Genomic DNA, 19063 nt, shown 5'->3' on the forward strand with positions numbered 1-19063 from the left:
GTCCGTGCATCGAGGCGGCTTCAGGCCATGGCCATGGACAACTGGCCGGATTCATAGCCATTGAGACGCTCGATGACGTCCGCCGCCGGCGCGGGACGGGAGAAGTAGAAGCCCTGAATCCAGCCACAACCGTGCGATACCAGGTATTCACGCTGCTCTGCCGTCTCGACACCCTCCGCGATCATCTCCATGCCCAGCCCCTTGGCCATCGCCAATACCGCCATGGTGATGGCCGCATCGGAGCGCTCCCCCGGCAAGCTGCGAATGAAGGCCCGATCCAGCTTGAGCTTGTCCACTGGCAGATCCTTCAGATAGGACAGCGACGAATAACCGGTCCCGAAATCATCCACCGCGATCTGGTGGCCTCTGCTGCGCAGGGTCGCCAGCCGGCGCGAGATGTCACCGGCGCGCTCATCCAGCAACACCGACTCGGTCAACTCCAGGCCGATGCTGTCCGCCGGCACGTCATACTCCAGCAGCAGCGCGGCCAGCGAGGCCTCGAAATTGCCCTGTATCAGCTGCAGTGCCGAGACATTCACCCAGATGCACAGGCGGTGTCCCGCACGTCGCCAGTTCGCCTGCTGCTGCACGGCCTCGCGCAGCACCCAGTTGCCCAGTCGCAGCATCAGGCCATGGCGCTCGGCCAGCGGGACGAAGTCAGCAGGCGACACCGGCCCACGCAATGGATGCTGCCAGCGCAGCAGCGCCTCGACACTGCTCACCTTGCCGGTACTGGCCTGATGCTGACACTGGTAGTGCAGCTGCAACTGGCCATGGCTCTCGAGCGCTGCCCGTAGATCGTTGGCCAGTCCCAACTGGAGATCGGCACCGGAGTCCAGCGCCGGCTGGAAGCGCATGTCGATATTGCGACCGTGGCGCTTGGCGGCGTAGAGCGCGCTTTCCAGGCGCTGCATCACCACTTCGGGATCACGCCCGTCCTCCGGTGCACGACAGCTGCCGATCGAGAGCGCCAGGTGGAGAATCTGATCGTCCACTTCCAGTGGCTGGGTCAGCGTCGAGCGCAGCTCTTCGATCCACTCACCGTGGTCTCCCCCCGCCGTGGTTCGCAGAATCACGAACTCGTCACCGCCGATGCGTCCTGCGACACCGCCGCGTGCCAGCTCCGTGAGGCGCCGCGCGAACAGCTTGAGCAGACGGTCTCCCCCCTCGGTGCCCAGCGAGTCGTTGATGCTCTTGAGGGCGTCGATGTCGATCAGCGCCAGGTCCAGGGCTTCCCCGGCCCGCAAGCAGCCCAGACGACTCACCATCAGGTCACTCAGACGACGTCGATTGGGCAGGCCGGTCAGAGTGTCCTCCAGCCCGATGCGCTGCAGGTCTTCCTCCCGCGCCTTGTGGCGCGAGATATCCGAGAACAGCGCGATGTGGAACACCTCTCCTGCGCGCTCCATGCGTCGCGCCCTCAGCCACTCAGGGTACTCATCGCCCTGCTTGCGCCGGTTCCAGACCTCGCCCTCCCAATAGCCATGCACCGCCAGGGCCTGCCAATAGCGGCGATAGAAGTCCTCGTCATGGCGGCCCGAGGACAGCAGGGAGGGGTTGCGCCCGATGATCTCCTCCGGCGCGTAGCCGGTGATCCGACTGAAGGCGGCATTCACCGCCAATACCTTGTTCTGACTATCACTGATCAGGAGTCCATCGCTGCTGAGGTGCACGGCCGCCTCCAGCAACTCGCGCCGCAGATGCAGTCGGCGCATCAACCGCAGGATGTCCGCGCCTGCCAGAGTGACCGGTATCAGCGCGCACAGTCGCAGTTCGAGGCCTGGCAGCCACGGCATCAGGCACAGGGCAATGACTCCCCCCCAGATGAGGGGGCGATTGAAGGAAGCATTCGGCCACATACCGGACCCTCGGTCGAGATGACGATATCCACTACACGGTTTCATCATGCAAATGGCCACTTCACAGCCAGGCTGGCCCGCGCACCAATGCTGCCCATTCTCCACGGAAATGTCATGCCAGCCCGCTGACACCCATCGTCTTATCGACTGGCACGCCAAAAGCTGAAGCAGATATTTGCACCGCCCCATGGTGCCCTTTAGTCTGCCCCCCACGTGCATTCAGTGGGGCCAGCCATTAGACTAGCCCCATTCGGGCGTTGTTACGCCCCGTACGGCATAACCATCCCGCTACTCGGAATGACTCAGTGACCAAGCAACACTCCTTTACTCGCGACGAGCTGCTGGCCTGCGGCCAGGGCGAACTCTTCGGCCCGGGCAATGCGCAACTGCCTGCTCCCAACATGCTGATGCTGGATCGCATCACTCACATCAGTGAGGAAGGCGGTAGCCACGGCAAGGGGCAGTTGATCGCTGAGCTCGATATCACTCCGGACCTGTGGTTCTTCGACTGCCACTTCCCGGGCGATCCGGTCATGCCGGGCTGCCTGGGCCTCGATGCCATGTGGCAACTGGTCGGATTCCACCTCGGCTGGCTTGGCAACCCGGGCCGCGGTCGTGCGCTGGGCTGCGGAGAAGTGAAATTCTCCGGTCAGGTCCTGCCGACCGCCAAGAAGGTGACCTACACCATCAACATCAAGCGGGTCATCACTCGCAAGCTGATCCTCGGCATCGCCGATGGCACAGTCACCGTTGATGGCCGCGACATCTATCAGGCCAACGACCTGCGCGTCGGTCTGTTCACCTCCACTGCGAACTTCTGAACGGGAGGCTCCCATGCGTAGAGTGGTAGTCACCGGGCTGGGCATTGTTTCCTGCCTGGGCAATGATCGCCAGCAGGTCCTGGAATCCCTCCAAGAGGGACGTTCCGGTATCCGCCGCAAAGAGGAATACGCCGAGCTTGGCTTCCGCAGCCAGGTCGCGGGCGTAGTCGACATCAACCTCGAAGACCATATCGATCGCAAGCAACTGCGTTTCATGGGAGATGCCGCGGCGTATGCCTACATCTCCATGGAGCAGGCGATCGCTGATTCCGGCCTGAGCCCGGAGCAGGTCTCCAACGAGCGTACAGGCCTGATCGCCGGTTCCGGTGGCGCATCTTCCGCCAACCAGGTCGAGGCCGCTGACATCATGCGCGCCAAGGGCCTGCGCCGCGTCGGACCGTACCGCGTCACCCGCACCATGGGCTCCACCGTCTCCGCGTGTCTGGCCACGCCGTTCAAGATCAAGGGCATCAACTACTCGATCTCCTCGGCCTGTGCGACATCGGCTCACTGCATCGGCAGCGCTGTCGAGCAGATCCAGCTGAACAAGCAGGACGTGGTCTTCGCTGGCGGCGGTGAAGAAGAACACTGGACACTGTCCTGCCTGTTCGATGCCATGGGCGCGCTCTCCACCAGTTACAACGACTCGCCGGAAACCGCGTCTCGTCCGTACGACACCACCCGTGACGGCTTCGTCATCGCTGGCGGTGGCGGCATGCTGGTCCTGGAAGAGCTGGAGCACGCCAAGGCACGTGGCGCCAAGATCTACGCCGAAGTGACAGGCTACGGCGCAACGTCAGACGGCCACGACATGGTGGCACCGTCCGGTGAAGGCGCCGCACGCTGCATGCGTCAGGCGATGGCAACCGTGAATGGCAAGATCGACTACATCAACACTCACGGCACCTCGACGCCAGTGGGTGATGTCGCCGAACTCAAGGCCATCCAGGAAGTCTTCGGTGCGGACAGCCCGGCGATGAGCTCCACCAAGTCGCTGACCGGCCACTCTCTGGGCGCCACTGGCGTGCAGGAAGCCATCTACTCGCTGCTGATGATGGAGAACGACTTCATTGCCGCCTCCGCCAACGTCAGCGAACTGGATGAACGCGCCGACGGCCTCGATATCGTCACCACTCGCCGTGATGGCGTGAAGATCGAGCGTGTGCTCTCCAACAGCTTCGGCTTCGGTGGCACCAACGCCTGTCTGATCCTGGAGCGCTTCCAGGACTGAGATCATGGATCTCTGACCGGTGATGCATGACACGAAAAGGCCGCCCCATGGGGCGGCCTTTTTGCTGATGCCGAGCTATCGGCTGGCTTTCACATCACTTCACCGCCCGACTTCCTCCAGTCGGAGCGCTCAGACGCCCACGCTGTCTGCCGGCGCCTTTTCCTCGAGTGGCGGACGTGGAGTGCGGGATATCCGCTGCAAGGTGTCTTCCACCCACCCCTCGACATCCGCGATCACCGCATCCGGCTTGCGGCCGGTGGTCTCGATCGCAGGCCCGAAGACGACATGCAGGGTGCCAGAACGCTTGATCCAGCTGTCATTGGGCCAGATCTCGCCTGCATTGTGGGCCACCGGGACGACCGGCACTCCAGCACGACAGGCAATCGCGGCACCTGACTTGTTGAACTTCTTGCGCGTCCCCGGAGCCAGGCGTGTCCCTTCCGGGAAGATCAGCACCGTGAAGCCATCCTTGAGCCGCTGCGTTCCCACGCTCAACACCTGCTTGAGCGCCTTGGCGGGCTGCTTGCGGTCCAGCGGAATCGGCTCAAGCAGCTTGAGACCCCAACCGAAGACGGGAATCTTGAGCAACTCCTGCTTGAGCACGGTGCATAGCGGCCGCTTGACCACCTGCAGATAGATGGTTTCCCACTCACTCTGGTGGTTGGAGAGCAGAACGCATGCCCCTTCGGGCAGCTGCTCACGTCCGCTGACCTCTACCCTGACGCCACAGGTAAGACGGAACCACCAGAGCACAAGGTGGTTGTAACTATGCAGAACGCGATAACGTGCCTTGAGCGGCAAGCAGGCTGCCACGGGTACCAGCACCAGGGCACTGAGCAGCAACGCCATGAAATAACCGAAGTAAAACAACACACTACGCAGTGCATTCACAGTAAAGATCTCCGCACGTCAGACATCCTCTTGAGGTGAGGTCACCGGGGTGCGCTGTGCCACCCAATCGTCCAGCAGACGGGACAGCTCCAGCCGCCAGGGTTTCTGATGCACCCCGAAGGTCTCCAGCACTCGTCGACAGTTGAGCACTCGGCGCAGCGGAGTTCCCGAGTTGAGCGTCAACGCCTTGATCGGGCCGGGTGATACCTCCTCCCCGATCCCCTCGAGCCGAGTGATCAGCTGAGTCCGCACCACGCTGATGAAGGCGTAACTGCTGACAGGCTCGGTACCCGCCAGATGATAGGCGCCCCAGGAACCCGCACCGCAACGTTGCTGTTGCAGCATGCCGACCAGCGCCATGGCCACGGCGTCGACACTGGTTGGGCACAGGATGACGTCTTCCGCAGCGCGGACTTCCTGACCCGCGAGCAACGACTCGATCAGCGTCGGCAGCCAGGCATCACGGCCGTCAGGGCCGAACAACGGCCCGAGACGCACGATCAGATGGCTCGGCAATTCGGCGCGGATGCGGTCGCCCGTGGCGATGACCCGACGCAATGCCGTATCGATGGGGGACGGCACCTCTTCCTCATCGAGCAAGCCTTCCCCGCCCTGCTCGAACATCTGGTCCGCCACGCACCACACCAGCGGCGTGTCTGTCTCGACACAGGCCGCCAGCACGGCTTCCACATGCTCGGCATGCGCCGTGACGTCTGCCGGTGCCGAGTCCGCAGGACTGACGAAGGGAGGCACGATCACCACATCCGCGCGATGCGAGCGAATATCACTGGCGTCGATACGCACGGCATCGAGCACTTGAAGCTCGAGATCCGTACGGGTGTTGGCCACTCGGGCCAGGCCGAGGCTCAGGCAATGCCCGGCATCCAGCAGCAAGAGTTTCACAGGCACACTCCGGCAAACAGACGCATCGGCACGAAGCGTGCCGATGCAAAGGCGACATTCTATCAACCTTGCAGGCTGGCTGCAGGCCCGTTGTCGCGCCGGGGACCAGAAGTGAGCAACACCCCTCCCAGCGGCTGGGGGCGACCGATACCATAGCCCTGAACGAGATCGACACCGATCTGCTCAAGTGCCGGCAGCAAGTCACGTCGCTCCACGTATTCGGCGATGGTGACGATGCCCATCTGGGCACAGATGCGGCAGATGGCCGAGACGATGGCAGCGTCCAGGCTGTCACGGGTCAGATTGCGCACGAAGGCGCCATCGATCTTGAGCTGATTGACGGGCAACTCCTTGAGATAGGCGAAAGAGGACATTCCGCTGCCGAAATCGTCCAGCGAGAAGCTGCAGCCAAGGCGACGAATGCCACGAATGAATTCGCGTGCTTGCGCCAGATTGCTGATGGCGGCCGTCTCGGTGATCTCGAAGCACAATCGCTCAGGCGCCACGCCACTCTCCTCGATCATGGTGATCAGCTGATCGCGCAATGGCATGTCACTCAGGCTTTGCCCCGAGAGATTGATGGCCAGGATGGCGTCTTCCTCAATGCGCCCATCATTGGATTTCAGTACCTGCAGCGCTTCAGTGACGACCCAGACATCAATGGCAGGCATCAGCCCGAAGCGCTCGGCAGTGCCCATGAAGTGGGCCGGGGTCATATGCTCGCCCTCGGCGTTGACGTAGCGCAGCAATACTTCGTAGTAAGGCCCACTGGACGGGCGGCACAACGATTCAATCGGCTGGATATAGAGCGTGAAGAAGCGTTTCTCCAGCGCTTCCTGCAACAGAGGCAACCATTGGAGCTCGCGCTGGGCACGCTCGAGCCCGGCATCTTCCTCGTGATAGGCATGCACCTGGTTGCGACCATTCTGCTTGGCCATGTAACAGGCCGCGTCGGCCTGACGCAGCACTTCCGTGGCCGGTGCACTCCCCGTGATGGACGCCAGGCCGATGCTGACACCCAGCTGGAACTGACGCCCATCCTCGAGATAACGATAATCCGCGATGGTCGAGCAGAGTCTCGAGGCGCGCTCCAGTGCCTGTTCACGATTGCATCGGTAGAGGATGACCGCGAATTCATCGCCTCCCAGACGGGCGAGCACATCAGAATCCCGGATCTGCTCGCGCATCAGATGCGCAATCTCGCGCAGCACGGTATCCCCCGCTGCATGACCGCAGGTGTCGTTGATGACCTTGAAGAAGTCGAGATCCAGATACAGCAATTGATGCAGATCGCCGTCTTCCAGCGAGGCCCCCAGAGCATCATCGAAGGCACTGCGGTTCTGCAGCCCCGTCAGGCTGTCATGATGGGCCTGGAAATCGAGCCGACGAATCATCGCCTGGCGATAACTGATGTCACGGAAGACCAGCACGGCACCTTCCACCTCATCATTGCGAGCGCGGACCGGAGACGCCTTGAGCTCTATCGCACACTCACTGCCATCCCTGGCGACCAGCAGGGTCTGGTTCGCCATGTGCACGACCTCCCCGCGGCTGAGCACGACATCCAGGTGGGTATCCATCATGTGGAGGGAGCCCTCATGGCGCAATTGCAGAATGCGCGCCCAGGGGCGGCCCCGGGCCAGCGCGGGATCCCAGCCACACAATTCTGCCGCGATGGGATTGATGTGACGGATCATTCCCTCCCGATCAAGGCTGATCACCCCTTCATCGATGGAATCCAGCATCACGGTCACCTGATCCCGTTCGTGACGCAATTCCCGGGTGCGGTACTCCAGCAGACCGCTCAACCGCGCCCGATAGTGTCGACTGCGCCGCACACGACTTTCTGCCTTCAGCGCCAGCAACGTCAGTCCCAGCACGGCCAGTGAGGCAACCCCGAGTATCACTGCCAGCCAGACATGCTGCCCTTCCCCCGAACGAAGCGGGGGAGCCGGCATCACCGAGTCAGGCACCACTTCCATCGCCGCCATGCCCAGATAGTGCATCCCTGCGATCGCTCCCCCCATCAGCAACGCAGCAAGGGCCTGATAACTGCGACGCGGGCGGCGTTGATGCAGAAAGAGCCCTCCAAGCCACAGCGCAGCCGTCGAGGCGATGACGGCCACCAGAATCGACAGTCCCAACAACGGGGCATCGTAGCGATACGCCATCGGCATCTGCATCGCCGCCATGCCGAGATAGTGCATCGAAGCGATCCCGCCCCCCATCACCGCCCCGCTGCCAAACAGCCATGGCAGCGTCAAGCGCGACAGCGTGTTGGCCCACAGCGCCAGTCCGGAAGAGAGCACGGCCACCATCATCGAGAGTAGCGTCAAACCCCACTCATAGGTGACCGACGTACCGATGTCATAGGCCAGCATGCCGATGAAATGCATTGACCAGATGCCCAGGCCCATCGCCAGAGCCCCACCCAGCGACCACCCCAGGCGACTGGCACGCGACACCGACAGCGCGACCTGCCGAATCAGCTGCAAGGCAGCATGAGATGCCAGTACCGCTACCAGAATGGAAAGCAATACCAGTGAGGGGGAATAGCTACCATGCATGAATGACCTCAATCATCGGGGGCCTGCCAAGGGGAACGAGCTGAAAGTGGACATACACTTGAAACGATAGTTTACCTGCAAGGTACGGAACTGCCTGATTTTTTCCTCCACGCTCAGTGTCCTCAAGCGAGACGACAGCGTGATGGCCCGATCATCGGACTCGGGGCTTCCTCCCTTACGCTCGCAGAGCGACTTTGGATGTATCGGCCGATATCCTGGCAGATGGAGGGGGAATGCCTGAAAACCTCCCCGCCCTCTCACGCAGTACCCTCGATACCTCGAGAGGTTTCCTTTGCCTCCAGAAACGAAAAACCCCCGCAGAGCGGGGGTTCGAGACAATATGGATGACCATGGAACTGATGATCAGAACGGAATCTCATCATCGAAATCGTCAAAGCTGCCAGCCGGCGGCGCGCCGAAATTGTTGTTCTGCGAGTTCTGTTGAGGAGGCTGATGAGCGGGCTGCTGAGCCGGAGGCGGAGTATGCGGCGCCGGCGGCTGACCACCGAAGTTGCCACCCTGCTGCGGTGCCGGCGGCTGGCCGCCGAACTGGCCACCCTGCTGCGGAGCTGCAGCGGCCTGCTGCTGGCCACCATACTGACCACCTTGCTGAGGTGCCTGCTGGGGACGACCGCCGCCACTGAAGCCGCCACCGCCGCCGCCTTCACCACGGGTATCCAGCATCTGCATGTCATTGGCGACGATTTCGGTGCTGTAGCGGTCGTTGCCGTTCTGATCCTGCCACTTGCGCGTCTGCAGACGACCTTCGATATAGAGGCGAGAGCCTTTCTTGACGTATTGCTGAGCGATTTCCGCCAGCTTGTTGAACATCACCACACGGTGCCATTCGGTACGTTCCTGACGCTGACCGCTCTGACGGTCATTCCAGGTATCCGTGGTGGCGAGGTTGAGGTTGCACACCGCACTACCGGACGGAGTGAAACGGACTTCCGGATCCTGACCGAGATTACCGATCAGAATGACCTTGTTTACGCCGCGAGCCATGAAGATTACTCCTGAAAATAGACCGGTGCACATCAGGCACCGGCGAAGGTATCGAGTGCACTGACAGTGATCTGCCAGTGTCAGGGTTCAGCTGGCAGGTGCCTCGGCACCTGCCGGAGTTTCGCCATCACGCTGACGAGTGAAAGTCGCCAGCGCCTTGTCATCCAGTGTATCGCGTGTGACCTTCAGATAGGCGACCTGTTCCTCACGCACGACCAGAGCTTCTTCCACGCCGGCAATGGCCAGCAGGCGCGTCTGCAACTCGACGGCCGGAAGCCTCGCGGCTTCTGGCGACAGGCCGACCACTTCACTGCCAAGATGTCGCGGCGGCTGCATGTTCCAGACCACAGCCAGCCACAGCAGCGCCAGCAACCCCATGCCGAAGAAGACGCCACTCAGCCCGAACTGGCCCGTCAGCCAGCCGCCGCCGACACCCCCCACGAAGGCACCGAGGAACTGGCTGGTCGAATACACCCCCATCGCGGTGCCCTTGGCACCGGCCGGCGCCAGCTTGGAGATCATCGACGGCAAGGTGGCTTCCAGCAGATTGAAGGCCACGAAGAACAGCCACAGCAGGCCAAGGAAGGGCACGAGACCTGCGTGCTCGATGCCATCCACCCCCAGCAGCAACAGGCTTGTCGCGATGGTCGCCACGGCGCCCAGGAAGACCGGCTTCATGCGGCGGTACTTCTCGGCCACGATGACCAGCGGAAGCATGGCGACAAACGCCAGGCCCATCAAGGGCAGATAGACCCAGCCATGATGGGCGGGCGCGATGCCGAAGTTGACCAGCTGCTGCGGAATGGCCACGAAACAGGCCGTGAGGATCATGTGCAGCGCAAAGATCGACACATCCATGCGCAACAATGCGGAATTCGCAAGAATGCCCTTGAGCTGGCGACGATCAAGCCCCACATCTTGATGCTGACGCCTGGGTGCAGCAGGCACCAGTTTCCAGAGTACGAACACGCTCGCCACGGCCATGATGGCCGTAAGCCAGAAGACGCCCGAAAGTCCGAACGCATCCGCGGCCAGGGGTCCCGCGACCATCGCCAGCGCGAAGGCGACGCCGATCGACATGCCGATGGAGGCCATCGCCATCGTGCGCACCTCCTCTCGCGTCTGATCGGCCAGCAGCGCCATGATCGCACCTGCCACGGCACCGCTGCCCTGCAGGCAACGACCAAGGATGATCATCTCGATGCTGTCGGCATTTGCCGCGACCAACGAGCCAAGGATGAACAGCCCGAGTCCGAAGCCGATCACGGCCTTGCGCCCAAGGCGATCGGACAACCAGCCGAAGGGGATCTGCAGCAGTGCCTGGGTCAGGCCATACCCGCCCAACGCGACGCCGACCAGCGTCGGCGTCGCGCCAGCCAGATCACGGGTGTAGAGCGCCAGCACCGGCAACACCATGAACAGCCCGAGCATGCGGGTGGCATACAGGCTGGCAAGGCCGACGATGGCGCGACGTTCCGGCGCTAGCAGTCGAGAGGTCTTCATGGATGGCGGCGGGCTCCGGAGCAGGACAGTCAAGAAAGGGAGGCCGACCACGCGGGTCGCCAGAGAGTAGACTCCATGGGTGCTGATCACCGATGGACTGCACATTCTAAGGCTCGCCTGTCGGCTTTGAAAGCATGCAGCCTTTGCCGGGCGTTTCGCCCGCGCCTTATAATCGTTGCTTTTATCGACGCAGCCCGAGGTGGCAATGGACAGGATTCAGGTCAGGGGTGCGCGCACCCACAACCTCAAGAACATCGATGTCGAACTGCCGCGTGACAAGCTGATCGTGGTGACCGGGCTCTCCGGTTCCGGCAAGTCGTCACTTGCCTTTGACACACTCTATGCCGAGGGGCAGCGGCGCTACGTCGAATCACTGTCCACCTATGCTCGCCAGTTTCTGTCGATGATGGAAAAACCGGACATCGACCACATCGAGGGTCTGTCACCGGCGATTTCCATCGAACAGAAATCGACATCGCACAACCCCCGCTCCACCGTCGGTACCATTACCGAGATCTACGACTACCTGCGCCTTCTGTACGCTCGCGCCGGTACGCCGCGTTGCCCGGACCACGACATCGATCTGGAAGCCCAGACCATCTCGCAGATGGTCGATCAGGCGCTGGCCCTGCCCGAGGGCAGCAAACTGATGCTGCTGGCACCGGTAGTCAGCGGGCGCAAGGGCGAGCACCTGCAACTGCTTTCCGAGCTGCGCGCCCAGGGCTTCGTCCGCGCGCGTATCGATGGCCTCATCGTCGAGCTGGATGACCTCAAGCCGCTGGAGAAGAACAAGAAGCATGATATCGACGTCGTCGTCGATCGCTTCAAGGTGCGCGAGGACCTCAAGCAGCGTCTGGCCGAGTCCTTCGAGACCGCACTGAACCTGGCCGATGGCAGCGCACGGCTGCACTTCATGGACGGCGAACAGGAAGACCTGGTGTTCTCCTCGCGCTTCGCCTGCCCGGTGTGTGGCTATGCCCTGGCCGAGCTGGAGCCACGCCTGTTCTCCTTCAACAACCCGGCTGGCGCCTGCCCGACCTGTGACGGTCTCGGGGTGAAGCAATACTTCGACCCGGAGAAGCTGATCAGCCATCCGGAGCTGTCGCTGGCCGAAGGCGTCATCAAGGGCTGGGACCGTCGCAGCGTCTATTACTTCAGCCAGCTGCAGGCCGTCGCCGAGCACTATGGTTTCGCTCTGGAAGCCGCCTGGGAATCACTCAGTGATGAAGCGCGTGATGCCGTGCTCAATGGCAGCGGACGTGAGGACATCGCGTTCAGCTACGTCAATGACCGCGGCCGCAAGGTGACGCGCGAACATCCCTTCGAGGGCGTACTGCCCAACATGGAGCGGCGCTACCGTGAGACCGAATCCAACATGGTGCGCGAGGATCTCGCCCGCTATCTGGCCGTTCAACCCTGCCCGAGCTGCGATGGCTCGCGTCTGCGCCGCGAGGCACGCAATGTCTACGTCGACAATCGCACCCTCGCCGAGGTCGTGCGCCAGCCGATCGGCGAAGCGTGGGAAGAGTTCGGCAAGCTGAGCCTGCCGGGGCGCAAGGGCGAGATCGCTGCCAAGATCGTCAACGAGATCCAGGCGCGCCTCGAGTTCCTCGTCAATGTCGGCCTCGACTATCTGACGCTGGAGCGCAGCGCCGACACCCTTTCCGGGGGTGAGGCACAGCGCATCCGTCTTGCCAGCCAGATCGGCGCCGGCCTGGTCGGCGTGATGTACATCCTCGATGAGCCCTCCATCGGCCTGCATCAGCGTGACAATGACCGCCTGCTCAAGACACTGATTCACCTGCGTGATCTGGGCAACACCGTGATCGTGGTCGAGCATGATGAAGATGCCATCCGTGCCGCGGACCACGTACTCGATATCGGCCCCGGCGCCGGCGTGCACGGCGGCGAGATCGTCGCCCAGGGCACCCCGGCGCAGATCGAGGCGACGCCCGGCTCATTGACCGGACAGTACCTGAGTGGCGAGCGTGAGATCGCCGTGCCGCCGTATCGCCTGCCCGCCAATCCCGAAAAGGTGCTGCGCCTGACAGGTGCCACCGGCAACAACCTGCAAAACGTGACGCTGACGCTGCCGACAGGCCTGCTGACCTGCATCACCGGCGTCTCCGGCTCAGGCAAGTCGACACTGATCAACGCCACGCTGATGCCGCTGGCCGCCCGTGAGCTCAATCGTGCGACCACGCTGACCCCGGCGCCCTACGGCAAGATCGAGGGGCTGGATCTGTTCGACAAGATGGTGGACATCGATCAGAGCCCCATCGGGCGTACACCTCGCTCCAACCCCGCCACCTATACCGGGATCTTCACGCCGATCCGCGAGCTGTTCTCCGGGACCCAGGAAGCGCGCGCGCGCGGCTACAAGCCGGGCCGCTTCAGCTTCAACGTCAAGGGTGGGCGCTGCGAAGCCTGTCAGGGCGATGGCCTGATCAAGGTCGAGATGCACTTCCTGCCTGACATGTACGTGCCCTGCGATGTCTGCAAGGGCAAGCGCTACAATCGTGAGACGCTCGAGGTCCAGTACAAGGGCAAGAACATCCATGAAGTGCTGGAGATGACCATCGAGGAGGCACTGGAGTTCTTCTCACCGGTGCCCGCCATCGCGCGTCGACTGCAGACACTGATGGATGTCGGCCTGTCCTATGTCCGCCTCGGCCAGAGCGCGACCACGCTCTCCGGCGGGGAAGCCCAGCGCGTCAAGCTGGCGCGCGAGCTGGCCAAGCGGGACACCGGCAAGACGCTCTACATTCTCGATGAGCCGACCACCGGCCTGCACTTCGAGGATATCCGACAACTGCTGGTGGTCCTGCACCGCCTGCGCGATCACGGCAACACCGTCGTCGTAATCGAGCACAACCTGGATGTGATCAAGACCGCTGACTGGTTGATCGATCTGGGGCCGGAAGGCGGCTCAGGCGGAGGCCAGATCATCGCCGAGGGGACACCGGAGCAACTGGCAACGCAGGAGGTCTCGCATACCGGTCGCTTCCTGGCACCGCTGCTGAAGCGCCAGAGAGCCTCCAACGCCAAGACAGGTGCTCAAGACACGTCAGCGGACAGCAAGCCGCCCAATGGCGGGAAGCCCGGCAGCAAGAAGAAGACAGAAACCAGCAACTGACCTTCGTCAGGTGCCCCAGCGACACCCCTGACTCCTTCATACCGTTTCCTTGCGGAACGTGACGAGTCAGGGCTTGCCCATGACGCCTGGCCACATGAGCTGCCCAACCGACAGGCCTGTCTATCAGGCATAAAAAAAGGCCAACCCCGAAGGGTTGGCCTTTTCTTGTGGACGAAGCAAGCCGAAGCTTACTCTTCGCCCGCTGCCTCGGAGGCAGCCGGACGATCGACCAGCTCGACGAATGCCATCGGGGCATTGTCACCGGCACGATAGCCACACTTCAGGATGCGCAGGTAACCGCCCGGACGGGTGGTGTAGCGCGGGCCGAGCTCATTGAAGAGCTTGCCGACCGCTTCCTTGGAACCGGTACGAGAGAACGCCAAACGACGGTTCGCAACGGAATCCTGCTTGGCCAGGGTGATCAGCGGCTCGATATGACGACGCAGTTCCTTGGCTTTCGGCAGGGTAGTCTTGATGACTTCGTGCTCTACCAGAGAGATGCACATGTTCTTGAACATGGCTTCACGGTGAGAGCTGGTACGGTTCAGGTGACGACCACTCTTACGATGACGCATGGTTGTGATTCCTTACCAGTCTGGGGCTTGAGCCGACCGGGCTTCCTTAAGCGGAAGCCTTGTCGTCCTTCAGGCTTGCGGGCGGCCAGTTTTCCAACCGCATGCCGAGGGACAGACCACGCGCGGACAGCACGTCCTTGATTTCATTCAAGGACTTCTTGCCGAGATTCGGGGTCTTCAGCAGCTCAACTTCGGTGCGCTGAATGAGATCACCGATGTAATAGATATTCTCGGCCTTGAGACAGTTCGCACTGCGAACGGTCAGCTCAAGATCGTCTACGGGACGGAGAAGGATCGGATCGATTTGATCTTCCTCTTCTTCGACTTCCTGTTCCTTGTCTGCTTCCAGATCAACGAAGGCGGCCAGCTGCTCCTGCAAGATGGTTGCGGAGCGGCGGATCGCTTCTTCCGGATCCAGCGTGCCGTCGGTTTCCAGGTCAATCACCAGCTTGTCAAGGTTGGTGCGCTGTTCAACACGCGCCGCCTCAACAGCATAGGAGACCCGGCGAACCGGCGTGAAGGTCGCATCCAGCTGGAGACGGCCAATGGCACGTGATTCGTCATCTGCAGAGAGACGCGCGTCAGCCGGTTCGTAGCCGCGGCCACGAGCGATCTTGAGTTGCATCTTCAGCTCGCCACCATCATTCAGGTGAGCGATGACGTGATCCGGATTCACGATTTCGAGATCATGGTCACCGGCGATGTCGCCAGCAGTCACGATGCCCGGGCCCTTCTTGTTCAGCGCCAGCACAGCTTCGTCGCGACCATGCATCTTGATGGCCACGTCCTTGAGGTTCAGCAGGATTTCGATGACATCCTCCTGTACCCCTTCAATGGCGCTGTACTCGTGCAGAACGCCTTCGATCTCAGCTTCCACGACGGCACAGCCGGGCATGGAAGACAGCAGGATGCGACGCAGAGCATTCCCCAGGGTGTGGCCGAAACCACGCTCGAAGGGCTCGAGGACGATCCGCGCATGATGGGCGCTGACTTCCTCGACCTTGATATCGCGAGGACGGAGAAACTCTGTCACTGAGCGCTGCATAAGAACACCTTTAAGGCTGCCAAACGGATAATCTGGGTACTCCAGCCGGGCCGACGAATCAGCCCGGCATCACATTACTTGGAGTACAGCTCGACGATCAGGTTTTCGTTGATATCGGCAGACAGGTCGCCACGCTCGGGGACAGCCTTGAAAGTGCCTTCCATCTTCTTGGAGTCGACGTCGACCCAGGAGACATCACCGCGGTTGGCAGCGAGTGCCAGAGACTGCTGGATGCGAGCCTGGTTCTTGGCCTTCTCACGAACGGTAACCACATCACCGGCCTTCACATTGAAGGAAGCGACGTTGACGGTACGGCCGTTCACGGCGATCGCCTTGTGGCTGACCAGCTGACGTGCCTCGGAACGCGTGGAGCCGAAGCCCATGCGGTAGACGACGTTGTCGAGGCGAGCCTCGAGGAGCTGGAGCAGAACCTCACCAGTCGCGCCTTTCACGCGAGCGGCTTCTTTGTAGTAATTGCGGAATTGCTTTTCCAGAACGCCGTACATGCGACGAACCTTCTGCTTTTCACGCAACTGCAGGCCGTAGTCTGAAAGACGTTGACGGCGCTGGCCATGAACACCCGGGGGTTGTTCGGATTTGCACTTCTTCTCGAACGGAGTCACGCCACTCTTCAGGAAGAGGTCGGTGCCTTCACGACGAGACAGTTTGCACTTCGGTCCAATATAACGAGCCATGAGTCTGTCTCCTTAAACGCGGCGTTTCTTCGGCGGACGGCACCCATTATGCGGGATGGGGGTCACGTCGGTGATGCTTTGCACGCGGAAGCCTGCGGCATTGAGAGCACGCACGGCGGACTCACGACCCGGACCCGGGCCCTTGACCAGCACGTCGACGTTCTTCACACCATATTCGGCTGCAGCGGTCGCTGCACGTTCACTTGCGACTTGCGCAGCGAACGGGGTGCTCTTGCGAGAACCACGAAAACCCGAACCACCGGCAGTTGCCCAGGAGAGAGCATTGCCCTGGCGGTCTGTGATCGTCACGATAGTGTTGTTAAAAGAGGCATGGATATGCGCGATGGCATCCACTACCTGCTTTTTAACCTTCTTGCGCTTACTCGGGTTAGCCATTAGATGTTTCCTGTCTAAACGCCAGTTCGTTTACTTGCGAATCGGTTTACGCGGACCTTTGCGTGTACGTGCGTTGGTCTTGGTGCGCTGACCGCGCAACGGAAGACCACGACGATGGCGCAGGCCACGATAGCAACCGAGGTCCATGAGACGCTTGATGTTCAGCGTGATCTCACGACGCAGGTCGCCTTCGACGGTGTACTTACCCACCTCGGCACGAACCAGGTCCAGTTGTTCAACAGACAGATCAGCGATCTTGACGCTCGGTTCTAAACCGAGAGCGGCGCAGATCTGCTGTGCACGCGTACGGCCAATCCCGAAGATATAAGTCAGCGAGATCGCCGCGTGCTTGTTGTCCGGGATATTGACGCCAGCAATACGGGCCATCAGTTTTCTCCGAAAGGTTAGCGGCGGATTTTACATCCACAAAGGGCGCAATAGCATACCCCTTGATCCCGTTGGGAACAAGGGGGTATGCCAGCACCCGAGCTTGTATTCAGCTAAGCGGGGTCGAGGGATTAGCCCTGACGCTGCTTGTGGCGCGGCTCAGTGCAGATGACCCGCACTGCGCCACGACGCCGAATGATCTTGCAGTTACGGCAAATTTTCTTGACGGAAGCTCGAACTTTCATCGTTCTCTCCAGTTTGCTAACAGGGGCTGCGCAATCAGCGCATCATGCCACCGCTGCCATAGCCTTTGAGGTTGGCCTTCTTCATCACCGACGCATACTGATTTGACATCAGATGCGACTGCACCTGGGCCATGAAGTCCATGACCACCACAACCACGATGAGCAGAGAGGTACCGCCGAAATAGAACGGAACCTGCCAGGCGACAACGAGGAATTGCGGCATCAGGGAGACGAGGGTGATGTAGAGGGCGCCGAACAGCGTCAGGCGAGTCATCACCTTATCGATGTAACGGGCCGTCTGTTCGCCTGGGCGAATCCCCGGCAGGAAAGCTCCTGACTTCTTGAGGTTGTCAGCAACATCCTTGGGATTGAAGACCAGCGCCGTGTAGAAGAAGCAGAAGAATACTACAGCGGCAGCGAAAAGCAAGATGTACAGTGGCTGGCCCGGCCCGAGAGCCTGAGAAGCCGTCTGCAACCATTGCATGCTTTCACTCTGGCCAAACCATTGGCCCATCGATGCAGGGAACAGCAGGATGCTTGACGCGAAGATCGGCGGGATGACCCCGGCCATGTTGACCTTCATCGGCAAGTAGCTGCTCTGACCGGCATACATCTTGTTGCCCACCTGACGGCGCGGATAGTTCACCGTGATGCGGCGTTGACCGCGTTCGATGAACACCACAAAGGCAACGGTAACGACTGCGAGCAGCGTCAGCGCCAGCAGCGGAAGCACATTCCAGGCACCATCATTGCGCGCCAGTTCGAAAGACTGGCCGATGGCACTCGGCAGCCCGGCGACAATACCAGCAAAGATGATCAGTGAGATCCCGTTGCCGATACCCTTCTCGGTGATCTGCTCTCCCAGCCACATCAGGAACACTGCACCAGCCACGAACGTACTCACGGCGGTGAAGTAGAAGCTGAAGTCAGCGGAATAGGCGACACCGTTTCCGACCAGTCCGACTGCCATGCCGATCGATTGGACCAGGGCCAGTACGACCGTGCCGTAGCGCGTGTACTGGCTGATCTTGCGACGACCGGCCTCACCTTCCTTCTTCAACTGCTCTAGCTGAGGCGAGACCACCGTCAGGAGCTGCATGATGATCGACGCGGATATGTAGGGCATGATGCCCAACGCGAAGATACTCATTCGCTCCAGTGCACCACCGGAGAACATGTTGAACATGCTCAGGATGGTGCCCTGGTTTTCCCTGAACAAGGCAGCAAGCTGGTCAGGATTGATACCGGGAACGGGGATGTGTGCACCGATTCGGTACACCACGATGGCGATGAACACGAAGCGCAAACGCGCCCAGAGTTCGCTCAACCCACTTCCCTGCATCGCCGGTACGTTTCCTGACTTAGCCATTTAGTCCTCTACCTTGCCACCGGCAGCTTCGATCGCAGCACGGGCACCCTTGGTGACCTTGATGCCGCGGACCGTGACTGCCTTGTCCAGTTCGCCGGAGAGCATGACCTTCGCGAACTTCGTGGAATCACGAAGCACGTTGGCCTTCTTCAGCGTTTCGAGGTCGACGATATCACCGTCTACCAGTGCCAGCTCGCTCAGGCGCACTTCTTCGGAAACCAGAGATTTCGCGGAAGTGAAACCAAACTTCGGCAGGCGACGCTGCATAGGCATCTGACCGCCTTCGAAGCCCGGCTTGACGCTGCCACCGGAACGGGACTTCTGGCCCTTGTGGCCACGACCGCCGGTCTTACCAAGACCGGAGCCGATACCACGACCGACACGCTTTGCAGCGTGCTTGGAGCCCGGGGCCGGACTCAGGGTATTCAATTTCAT

The 19063-nt window shown here is 61.2% G+C and carries 17 protein-coding genes; 3 read left to right on the forward strand and 14 right to left on the reverse strand.

Annotated features, from left to right (window positions below; translation table 11 throughout):
* Positions 1-20 precede the first annotated feature (20 nt).
* Complete coding sequence (locus tag BOH68_RS16640; RefSeq protein ID WP_077373375.1) at positions 21-1859, reverse strand: putative bifunctional diguanylate cyclase/phosphodiesterase; 1839 nt, start codon at positions 1857-1859, stop codon at positions 21-23.
* Between the two features lie 305 nt (positions 1860-2164).
* Here BOH68_RS16640 and fabA point away from each other — a divergent pair, with 305 nt between their 5' ends.
* The gene (fabA, locus tag BOH68_RS16645; protein WP_077373372.1) at positions 2165-2680 is read left to right on the forward strand and encodes a 3-hydroxyacyl-[acyl-carrier-protein] dehydratase FabA; all 516 of its coding nucleotides are present in this window, start codon (positions 2165-2167) and stop codon (positions 2678-2680) included.
* 13 nt (positions 2681-2693) lie between these two features.
* On the forward strand, positions 2694-3911 hold the full coding sequence (gene fabB, locus BOH68_RS16650) for a beta-ketoacyl-ACP synthase I (protein ID WP_077373369.1): 1218 nt from the start codon (positions 2694-2696) through the stop codon (positions 3909-3911).
* A 129-nt stretch (positions 3912-4040) separates the two neighbouring features.
* Here fabB and BOH68_RS16655 read toward each other — a convergent pair whose 3' ends face one another.
* The 5 genes from BOH68_RS16655 to BOH68_RS16675 all read right to left on the reverse strand — a co-directional run bounded on the left by BOH68_RS16655 (position 4041) and on the right by BOH68_RS16675 (position 10780).
* The gene (locus tag BOH68_RS16655; RefSeq protein WP_240499633.1) at positions 4041-4802 is read right to left on the reverse strand and encodes a lysophospholipid acyltransferase family protein; all 762 of its coding nucleotides are present in this window, start codon (positions 4800-4802) and stop codon (positions 4041-4043) included.
* 18 nt (positions 4803-4820) lie between these two features.
* A complete protein-coding gene (locus tag BOH68_RS16660) occupies positions 4821-5705 on the reverse strand; it encodes a sugar nucleotide-binding protein (protein WP_077373366.1) in 885 nt (294 codons plus the stop codon).
* 62 nt (positions 5706-5767) lie between these two features.
* Positions 5768-8272 (reverse strand): bifunctional diguanylate cyclase/phosphodiesterase, encoded by a 2505-nt coding sequence (locus tag BOH68_RS16665; protein WP_077373363.1) that lies wholly within the window; start codon positions 8270-8272, stop codon positions 5768-5770.
* Positions 8273-8635: 363 nt separating this feature from the next.
* Positions 8636-9277: a single-stranded DNA-binding protein gene (locus tag BOH68_RS16670; protein ID WP_077373360.1), complete on the reverse strand. Its 642-nt coding sequence runs from the start codon at positions 9275-9277 to the stop codon at positions 8636-8638.
* An 87-nt stretch (positions 9278-9364) separates the two neighbouring features.
* Positions 9365-10780 carry an MFS transporter gene (locus BOH68_RS16675; protein ID WP_077373357.1) on the reverse strand — a complete coding sequence of 472 codons (1416 nt, stop codon included), beginning with the start codon at positions 10778-10780 and terminating at the stop codon, positions 9365-9367.
* A gap of 205 nt (positions 10781-10985) precedes the next feature.
* Here BOH68_RS16675 and uvrA point away from each other — a divergent pair, with 205 nt between their 5' ends.
* The gene (uvrA, locus tag BOH68_RS16680) at positions 10986-13916 is read left to right on the forward strand and encodes an excinuclease ABC subunit UvrA (protein WP_077373354.1); all 2931 of its coding nucleotides are present in this window, start codon (positions 10986-10988) and stop codon (positions 13914-13916) included.
* Positions 13917-14104: 188 nt separating this feature from the next.
* On the opposite strand, the gene rplQ is transcribed toward uvrA, so the two are convergent.
* The 8 genes from rplQ to rplO all read right to left on the reverse strand — a co-directional run bounded on the left by rplQ (position 14105) and on the right by rplO (position 19063).
* Positions 14105-14491: a 50S ribosomal protein L17 gene (rplQ, locus tag BOH68_RS16685; RefSeq protein ID WP_065392559.1), complete on the reverse strand. Its 387-nt coding sequence runs from the start codon at positions 14489-14491 to the stop codon at positions 14105-14107.
* 46 nt (positions 14492-14537) lie between these two features.
* Positions 14538-15536 carry a DNA-directed RNA polymerase subunit alpha gene (locus BOH68_RS16690; RefSeq protein ID WP_065392560.1) on the reverse strand — a complete coding sequence of 333 codons (999 nt, stop codon included), beginning with the start codon at positions 15534-15536 and terminating at the stop codon, positions 14538-14540.
* A gap of 74 nt (positions 15537-15610) precedes the next feature.
* Positions 15611-16231 (reverse strand): 30S ribosomal protein S4, encoded by a 621-nt coding sequence (gene rpsD / locus BOH68_RS16695; RefSeq protein ID WP_065392561.1) that lies wholly within the window; start codon positions 16229-16231, stop codon positions 15611-15613.
* Between the two features lie 12 nt (positions 16232-16243).
* Complete coding sequence (gene rpsK, locus BOH68_RS16700) at positions 16244-16627, reverse strand: 30S ribosomal protein S11 (RefSeq protein WP_043334827.1); 384 nt, start codon at positions 16625-16627, stop codon at positions 16244-16246.
* A gap of 30 nt (positions 16628-16657) precedes the next feature.
* The gene (rpsM, locus tag BOH68_RS16705) at positions 16658-17014 is read right to left on the reverse strand and encodes a 30S ribosomal protein S13 (RefSeq protein ID WP_024950672.1); all 357 of its coding nucleotides are present in this window, start codon (positions 17012-17014) and stop codon (positions 16658-16660) included.
* 131 nt (positions 17015-17145) lie between these two features.
* The gene (gene rpmJ, locus BOH68_RS16710) at positions 17146-17259 is read right to left on the reverse strand and encodes a 50S ribosomal protein L36 (protein WP_077373351.1); all 114 of its coding nucleotides are present in this window, start codon (positions 17257-17259) and stop codon (positions 17146-17148) included.
* Between the two features lie 34 nt (positions 17260-17293).
* The gene (secY, locus tag BOH68_RS16715) at positions 17294-18628 is read right to left on the reverse strand and encodes a preprotein translocase subunit SecY (protein ID WP_065392562.1); all 1335 of its coding nucleotides are present in this window, start codon (positions 18626-18628) and stop codon (positions 17294-17296) included.
* Positions 18629-19063, reverse strand: coding sequence for a 50S ribosomal protein L15 (gene rplO, locus BOH68_RS16720; RefSeq protein ID WP_065392563.1), 435 nt, complete (start codon positions 19061-19063; stop codon positions 18629-18631).

It is taken from the genome of Cobetia sp. MM1IDA2H-1, assembly GCF_002916775.2.
Taxonomy (GTDB): domain Bacteria; phylum Pseudomonadota; class Gammaproteobacteria; order Pseudomonadales; family Halomonadaceae; genus Cobetia; species Cobetia marina.